We start from the raw sequence: 7,487 nt of genomic DNA on the forward strand, positions 1-7,487 counted from the left end.
GACGAACCGTGTCGTGAGATGCGATAACCCATCGGCCTGACAATCAAGCAGCAACTGGTCCTGTCCGCGCCAGCGGTAGACATCGAAACGCGCCATTCAGAACTGACGCAAATGACCGAGCGGCAAGCCGTTCTGCTCGACCCAATCGTTCCATGACTCCATCGCCGCGCGATTGTCCTCGATCCACCGGGCGTCGCGAACCCGTCTGATCTCCGCCTTCAGCCCCGCCTCGCACGCGCGGGACACGTTGATGTCCAGCGCCTTCGCCTCCGCCACCGCCTCGGTATCAAGCGTGACGTTGGTGGCGCGGCGAGTTTCGACCTTCGCAGGCGCGTTCATCGCGTATCTCCACAAAACATGCACAAGTTATATGCGCATCCCGTGTGCGTCAACGCGCGTGGAAATAGTCGTAGAGGCTCTGCGCCATCGCCTTGCTCACCCCCGGCGCCTTTTGCAGGTCTTCCAGGCTGGCGCCGCGCACCGCGCGGGCGGTGCCGAAATGCATCAGCAACGCCTTCTTGCGCGCCGGGCCGATCCCCGGCACCTCGTCGAGCGGGCTAGCGCCGATCGCCTTCGATCGCTTGGCGCGGTGCGCGCCGATCGCGAATCGGTGAACCTCGTCGCGCAGCCGCTGGAGGTAGAACAGCACCGGGGAATTGACCGGCAGCGTCAGTTCGCGCCCGTCCATCAGGTGGAACACCTCGCGCCCGTCGCGCCCGTGGTGCGGCCCCTTGGCGACACCGACCAGACAGACGTCCTCGATGCCCAGATCCTCCAGCACCGCCTTCACCGCGTTCAACTGTCCGCGCCCGCCATCGATCAGCACCAGATCGGGCCAGGTATCTCCGTCGCGGTCCTCGTCCTGCGCATTGGCGAAGCGGCGGCCGAACACCTCCCGCATCATGCCGAAATCGTCGCCGGCGATCGTCTCCGGCCGCTTGATGTTGAACTTGCGATACTGGTTCTTGCGGAACCCCTCCGGTCCGGCGACGATCATCGCGCCCAGCGCGTTGGTGCCCTGGATGTGGCTGTTGTCATAGACCTCGATCCGGTCGGGCGGCTCGGGCAGCTCGAACAGGTCGGCGACCTCGCGCAGCAGCTTCGCCTGCGTGGTGCTCTCCGCCAGCCGCCGGTCGAGCGCCTCGACGGCGTTGCGGCTGGCCTGCTCCATCAGTCGCCGCCGGTCGCCCCGCTGCGGCACGCTCATCGTCACGCGCACACCGGCGCGCTCGCTCATCGCATCGGCCAGCACCTCCGCCTCATCCATCGCACGATCGACCAGCACCGTGCGCGGCGGCGGGACTTCCTCATAGAATTGCATCAGGAACGCGGCAAACACCTCCTGCTCGGGCACGTCAGCGGTATGCGCGGGGAAGAAGGCGCGGTGTCCCCAATTCTGCCCGCCGCGGATGAAGAAGGCCTGGATGCCGTATTGTCCGTCCTTGCACGCCATCGCGAACACGTCGGCATCGCCGACACCCTCGGCGTTGATCGCCTGGCTGCCCTGGATGAAGGTCAGCGCCTTGAGCCGGTCGCGGTAGACCGCCGCCAGCTCGAAATCCATCCGTTCGGCCGCGTCGGTCATCGCCGCGCCCAGCTTGGCCTGCACCTCGGTCGACTTGCCCTGGAGGAACGCCTTGGCGTCACCGACCAACTCGGCATAGCCCTCGGCATCGATCCGTCCGACGCACGGCGCCGAACAGCGGCGGATCTGATAGAGCAGGCACGGCCGGTCACGCGTGTTGAAGAATCCGTCGGTGCAGCTTCTTAGCAGGAACAGTTTTTGCAGCGCGTTGAGCGTCATCCGCACCTGGCCCGCGCCCGCGAACGGTCCGAAATAATCGCCCTTGAACCGCCGCGCGCCGCGATGGAGCTGGACGCGCGGAAACTCCTGGTCGCTGCGCAGCAGGATGAACGGAAAGCTTTTGTCGTCGCGCAGCAGCACGTTGTACGCGGGGCGAAACCGCTTGATCAGCTGCGCCTCCAGCAACAGCGCCTCCGCCTCGTTATTGGTAGTGATGATGGTCATCGACCTGGTCTGCGCCACCATCCGCTGCAGCCGCTTCGACAGCCGCTGGACCTGGGTGTAGTTGGTCACGCGGTTCTTCAGCGCGCGCGCCTTGCCGACATAGAGCACGTCGCCGCGCGCATCCTGCATCCGGTAGACGCCCGGCCGCGCCGGCAGCGTCTTCACCACATTGCGGATCGCCGCGACGCCCGCGTCGAGATCGGGCGCGTCGGCACCGCGCACGGCGTAGGTCGCCTTTTCCTCGTTGAAGCGGTCGGGGGCATTGGGGTCGGCCATCTGTCTGTGATCTAGGTCGTGCAGCGCCGGGCGGCAACGGCGTCGCGCCAGTCGACCGGCGGCGGCGGGGCGGCTATCCTGCTCACGGATGCATCAGCCATCGGGGGGAAATTTGCCACGCCGTCGTCACCTTCTGGGCTTCGCCGCGCTGTGCGTGGTCGCCGCCTGCACGCCGTCCGCGCCCAAGGTCGCCGATCACCCCACCGCCGCCGGTGTCGCCGCGATCGACGGCGCCCGGCTGGCCGGCGCCCACCCGGTCGGGCTGCGCGCGGCCGACGGGCCGGACGGTCCCCTGTGGCTGTTCTACCCGGCGTCGAGCGACGCATCGGCGGGCAGCGCAGCGCCGCTGCCGCCCGACTATGTCATTTCGCTCGCCCGGCGCTTCGGCGGGCAGGCCGCCGCCGACCTGATCGCCGCGCGCGGCCCGGTGGCGTGGGACGCGCCGCCGCTGGCGGGCCGTCATCCGTTGCTGATCTTCACCCCAGGCGCGTCGATGGGCGGCCAGGGCTATCGCGCACTGCTCGCCGGGATCGCCAGCCACGGCTATGTCGTCGCCGCGCTGGATCCGCTCGGCTCCCCGCCGGTCAGCGACCAGCGTTACGCCGACGCGGCGGATGCGCTGGGCCGCGCGGCGCGGACGCTGGCGGCGCAGGGTTCGCTGGACGGCGTCGCGTTCGACCGGGGATGCCTCGTCGCGATCGGCCATTCGATCGGCGGCGCGGCCGCGGTGCTGGCGTTGACGCGATCGCCGGTGCCGCTGGTCGCCGCGATCAACCTCGACGGCGACTATTCGGGCGCGGCCAAGGCCTCGGCCCCGGCGCGGCCGATTCTCTACGTCACCGGCAGCGATCCGACCGAGGCCGAACGCAGCGTGCGCCGTCGCGCCGCCGACTGGGCACTGGTCGCGGGCGACAACCCCGCCGCACACCGCGTCGAGCTGGGCAATCTTCGCCACCTCGACTTCCACGACGCCGCGCTGCTGCCCGCTGTCACCATCCCATCCGGGCTGCGCCACCGCCGGTTCGGCCCGCTCGGTGGCGCCCGCGCGCTGGCCAGCATCGACGCTGAGGTCAGCGCGTTCCTGAAAACCGTGACCGCCGCGTGCGCGGCGAATTCCCAAGCGCGCGGATAAGGCGTAGCCTGATCGCCACATTCTGGAGAGGATTCGCCGTGATGAAACGCGCCATCGCCGCCCTGTTGCTGGCCGCAACCCCCGTCGCACTCGGCGCGCAGGCGCTCACCCCCGCCATCACCGCCGCGCTCGCCGATCCCGCCCGCCCGGCGGCGGAAAAGGAGCGCGACGCCGCGCGCCACGCCGGCGCGGTGATCGCCTTCATGGGGGTCAAGCCGGGCGCCAAGGTCGCCGATTTCATCCCCGGCGGCGGTTACTGGACGCACATCCTGGCGCCGCTGGTCGGGCCGAAGGGCCATGTCTATGCCTATTCGCCCGGCGAATCGCTGGGCAGCGCCGAAGCGATCGCGAAGCAGAAGGCCGCCGTCGCCGGCTATGCCAACGTCACCACGCTGGGCGATCCGCTGGCGGCAGTGAGCTTTCCCGAACCGCTCGACGCGATCATCACCGTGCAGAACTGGCACGACCTGCACCTGACGCGGTGGCCCGCCGGCACGGCCGCCACCGCCGCGAAGCGCCTCTATGCCGCGCTCAAGCCCGGCGGCGTGCTGCTGGTGGCCGATCACGTCGCCAACGCCGACCCGGGTTTCGCCGCACCCCAGACGCTCCACCGTATCGACCCCGCCGCCGCCCGCGCCGAGATCGAGGCGGCAGGGTTTCGCTTCGACGGCGAACTGGCGGTGTTGCGCAATCCCGACGACCCGCGCACCGCCGGTGTGTTCGACGCGACGATCCGCGGCAAGACCGACCAGTTCGTCTATCGCTTCCGCAAGCCGAAATAGGCGGTCGGCGGCGGCGGCGGTAATCGCGCTACTTGATCGTCGCCAGCGCCGCCTTGACCTTGGCCAGCGCCTCGTCGGTCAGCTTGCCGCCGGACATCGGCTGAAGCTGAGCGAGGCTCATCGACTTGAACATGTCATAGGCTTCGTGGGTGGTGACGCCGGGGATGGTATCGTCGAGCACCTTGCGCGCCGCCGGATCGGCGACGATCGTCTCGAGCGGCGTATCCAGCGTATATTTGGCAGCGGCGGCCGGGGCGGCGGCGGGGGCACCCGCGTTCTGGGCCAGCGCGGGAGTCGCCACGCTCAGCGCAGCAAGCAGCAGGACGGTCTTCATTCGGTCAGTCTCCAGCGGTAGTGATCGCACTCAGGGCAGTTCCCGTTCAGCATCAGGCGCTCGCCCATAGTGATTGTCGTGCGGATCGCTGATCCGGACGAGCTGAAAAAACAACACCGCCAGCGACGCCAGATAGACGACGTTGTTGCAGAACATCAGCGCGAATACGCCCGGATGGAGGTCCGCGCCGGTGCCGATACCGGCGAACAGATACCGCATCCCCGCCAGGCCAAAAACGAGCAGGACGAGGGGCACCATGCCCCAGATCGCGCTCCTTCCACCGTCATGCAGGCGTCGGACGACACTGGCCGAGATCAACGCGATGTAGATTCCAACCATCGAGGCGACAGCCGTCACCAGATCGACGAAGAAATTTGCGGGCAGCGCGACCTCTTCCGAAATATCCGAATACGCGATGGCGTCGCCGCTGCGCGCAAGGTCCGGATGGTCAGCGAGGATTTTCCCGGCGCTCCGAAAAAACGGCGCCATGAACCACTGCATCATGAGCGGCATCGCGACGAACAATATCGCGGTCATCACAATCGCATAGGGCCAAAACAGTCGCGGGCTGCTTCGCCCGGAAAAGCGAAACAGCCCGGAAAAATTGTGGCGAAATGAGTCGGCCAGCACCGGCCGAAACTAGTTCAACCGGTCGATCCCCGCAATCGTGGCATCCACCAGCACCTTGTCGCTGCTCGCACCGTGCTTTTCAGCGATCAGCGCGCGGGCGGCGCGGGTCGCCGCATCGGCGGCCTTGGCGCGAACCTCGGCGAGCGCGGTGCGCTCGGCGGCAGCGATCTTGTCCTCCGCCATCCGCGCGCGGCGCTTGACCAGCTCGGCGGCATCGACCTCGGCCTTGGCGATCAGCGCCTTGGCCTCGTCCTCTGCATGAGCGACGATCGCGCTGGTCTGGTTCTCGACGTCGGCGATCTTGCGCGCATATTCGTCGCGCAGCGCCTCGGCCTCGGCACGGAGCTGCTTGGCCTCGTCGAGCCGCTGGCGGATCGCCGCGATCTGCTTGTCCAGCCCGCCGGTGATCAGCGCCGGCACCTTCTTCCACAGCAGGATGCCGACGAACGCGAGCATCGCGATCGACACCCACACCGTCGCATCGAGCACGCCGAACACCGCCGGCTCCGCATGATGCGCCGGGGCTCCGGTCTCTTCATGCGTCACGGGAACACTGCCTGCTTCAACCACGGATCACCGCCTTCACCGCGTCGCTCGCGTCGGCCTTGGTGACGTTGAAGCCCGCCAGCCGCGCGACGATCTGCTGCGCGGCATCGGCCGCCACGCCCTCGATTTCGTTCATCGCATCGGCGCTGGCGGCGGCGATACGCGCCTCCGCCGCGGCGATCTGCGCGTGCGAAGCTTCCCCGGCACTGGCCAGCTTCGCTTCGGTCGCGCTTGCCGCCGTGGCGCGCGCCTCGGCCAGCTTGCGCTGGGCAGCCTCACGCGCGGCATTTTCCTCCGCGCGCCATTTTTCCTCGACCGCGTCGGCCTCGGCGCGCGCGGCCTCGGCCGCCTTGAGGTCGGCCGCGACCGATGCGTCGCGCGCATCGATCGTCGCCTGCACCTTGGGAACCATGCCGCGGCCGACGACCACGAACACGATGCCGAAGGTCAGCACCAGCCAGAAGAGCTGCGAGGCCCAGGTGGCCCCCAATTGCGCGATCTGAGGCATATCGGTCCTTCAGGCGGGCCGGAAGCCCGCCCGAAAACTCCCTTGTTACGCGACGAAGATCAGGATCATCGCGACGACGAACGCGAGCAGACCGAGAAGCTCGGCGGCCGCGAAGCCGATGAACAGGCGGCCCTGCTGGCCATCGGCCGCGCCCGGATTGCGCAGCGCGCCCTCGAGGAACGAACCGAACACGTTACCCACACCGATCGCGGCCATGCCCGCGCCGATCGCGGCGAGACCGGCACCGATGAGCTTTGCTGCTGCTGGATCCATTTTGAAAAACTCCCGTGTCAAACTTGGCGTTGGTACGAACGAAAACTCAGTGAAGATGCTCGGCGTCGTTGATGTACAGCGACGTCAGCAGCGCGAACACATAGGCCTGGATGCCGGCCACCAGCAGCTCGAGCGCCGAGATGCCGATCATCAGCACGAAGCTGGGGATGCCGATGCCCAGGCCATAGACGATGCCGGCGTTCGACGAATTGATGACGAATCCCGCCAGCACCTTCAGCAGCACGTGGCCCGCGGTCATCGCGACGAACAGTCGCAGACCCAGCGAGAACGGCCGCACCATGAAGCTGACGAACTCGATCACCGGGATCAGCCAGATCAGCCACAGCGGCGTGCCGTGCGGCACGAACAGGCTGAAGAAGTGGAGGCCGTGCTTCCAGAACCCGACGATCAGCACGATCGAGAAGCTCATGATCGCCAGGATGCCGGTGATCGTGAAGTGGCTGGTGAAGGTGAACGGATGGATGCCGACCACGCCCAGCGGCAACAGCCCGAGGATGTTGGCGAACAGGATGAACATGAACAGCGAAAAGACGTAGGGAACGTACTTCTTGCCGTCCTTGCCGACGTTCTGCGCGAGCATCGAATCGATGAAGCCGACGAAATTCTCGACCAGCATCTGGCCGCGCGACGGGACGACCTGACGCTTCATGCCCATCAGCATGAAGCCCCACAGCGCCAGCACCGTCACGCACATCCATGCGGCACTATTCGTGAAGGCGATCTGATGCCCGCCGATCGAGAAACCGTCCCAGATCGTCTGCACCTCGAACTGGTGCATCGGGTCGATCTTGCCAGAACCTGCCGCCACGCTGTCAGCCCCAAGAAATTACGACAAACGCCCGAAAATCACTTCGGGCGCCTGGATGAAATCCGAATGATGTTCCTGAACGCAGCCGCGATTCCGAGGAACAGCAACCCGAGCAGAAACCACGGGGAGGTGCCCAGCAACCGATCGG

Annotated in this window: 11 protein-coding genes; 2 read left to right on the plus strand and 9 right to left on the minus strand. The window is 67.2% G+C overall.

Translation table 11 applies throughout. From position 1 onward, the window contains the following. Positions 1-96 precede the first annotated feature (96 nt). Both VNR91_RS08460 and uvrC read right to left on the minus strand, forming a co-directional pair. The gene (locus VNR91_RS08460; protein WP_325490331.1) at positions 97-339 is read right to left on the minus strand and encodes a type II toxin-antitoxin system CcdA family antitoxin; all 243 of its coding nucleotides are present in this window, start codon (positions 337-339) and stop codon (positions 97-99) included. Positions 340-388: 49 nt separating this feature from the next. Further along, positions 389-2,305, minus strand: a complete 1,917-nt coding sequence (gene uvrC, locus VNR91_RS08465) for an excinuclease ABC subunit UvrC (protein WP_325490332.1) — start codon at positions 2,303-2,305, stop codon at positions 389-391. A 112-nt stretch (positions 2,306-2,417) separates the two neighbouring features. Between uvrC and VNR91_RS08470 the strand changes: the two genes are divergently transcribed. After that, positions 2,418-3,437, plus strand: a complete 1,020-nt coding sequence (locus tag VNR91_RS08470) for a hypothetical protein (protein WP_325490333.1) — start codon at positions 2,418-2,420, stop codon at positions 3,435-3,437. Positions 3,438-3,478: 41 nt separating this feature from the next. Beyond that, positions 3,479-4,219, plus strand: coding sequence for a methyltransferase (locus tag VNR91_RS08475; protein WP_325490334.1), 741 nt, complete (start codon positions 3,479-3,481; stop codon positions 4,217-4,219). A gap of 28 nt (positions 4,220-4,247) precedes the next feature. On the opposite strand, the gene VNR91_RS08480 is transcribed toward VNR91_RS08475, so the two are convergent. The 7 genes from VNR91_RS08480 to VNR91_RS08510 all read right to left on the minus strand — a co-directional run. Continuing rightward, a complete protein-coding gene (locus tag VNR91_RS08480; RefSeq protein ID WP_325490335.1) occupies positions 4,248-4,553 on the minus strand; it encodes a hypothetical protein in 306 nt (101 codons plus the stop codon). 30 nt (positions 4,554-4,583) lie between these two features. Then, complete coding sequence (locus VNR91_RS08485; protein WP_325490336.1) at positions 4,584-5,183, minus strand: DUF805 domain-containing protein; 600 nt, start codon at positions 5,181-5,183, stop codon at positions 4,584-4,586. A gap of 9 nt (positions 5,184-5,192) precedes the next feature. Then, positions 5,193-5,729 (minus strand): hypothetical protein, encoded by a 537-nt coding sequence (locus tag VNR91_RS08490; protein WP_325490337.1) that lies wholly within the window; start codon positions 5,727-5,729, stop codon positions 5,193-5,195. 16 nt (positions 5,730-5,745) lie between these two features. Next, the gene (locus tag VNR91_RS08495; protein ID WP_325490338.1) at positions 5,746-6,237 is read right to left on the minus strand and encodes an ATPase; all 492 of its coding nucleotides are present in this window, start codon (positions 6,235-6,237) and stop codon (positions 5,746-5,748) included. Positions 6,238-6,282: 45 nt separating this feature from the next. Next, positions 6,283-6,510, minus strand: a complete 228-nt coding sequence (locus VNR91_RS08500; RefSeq protein WP_029936520.1) for a F0F1 ATP synthase subunit C — start codon at positions 6,508-6,510, stop codon at positions 6,283-6,285. 46 nt (positions 6,511-6,556) lie between these two features. Next, positions 6,557-7,339: a F0F1 ATP synthase subunit A gene (locus tag VNR91_RS08505; RefSeq protein ID WP_325490339.1), complete on the minus strand. Its 783-nt coding sequence runs from the start codon at positions 7,337-7,339 to the stop codon at positions 6,557-6,559. A gap of 38 nt (positions 7,340-7,377) precedes the next feature. Further along, on the minus strand, positions 7,378-7,487 hold a 110-nt coding region (locus VNR91_RS08510), incomplete at its 5' end, for an AtpZ/AtpI family protein (RefSeq protein WP_325490340.1).

The sequence above is a fragment of the Sphingomonas sp. genome (assembly GCF_035555815.1).
Taxonomy (GTDB): Bacteria; Pseudomonadota; Alphaproteobacteria; order Sphingomonadales; family Sphingomonadaceae; genus Sphingomonas.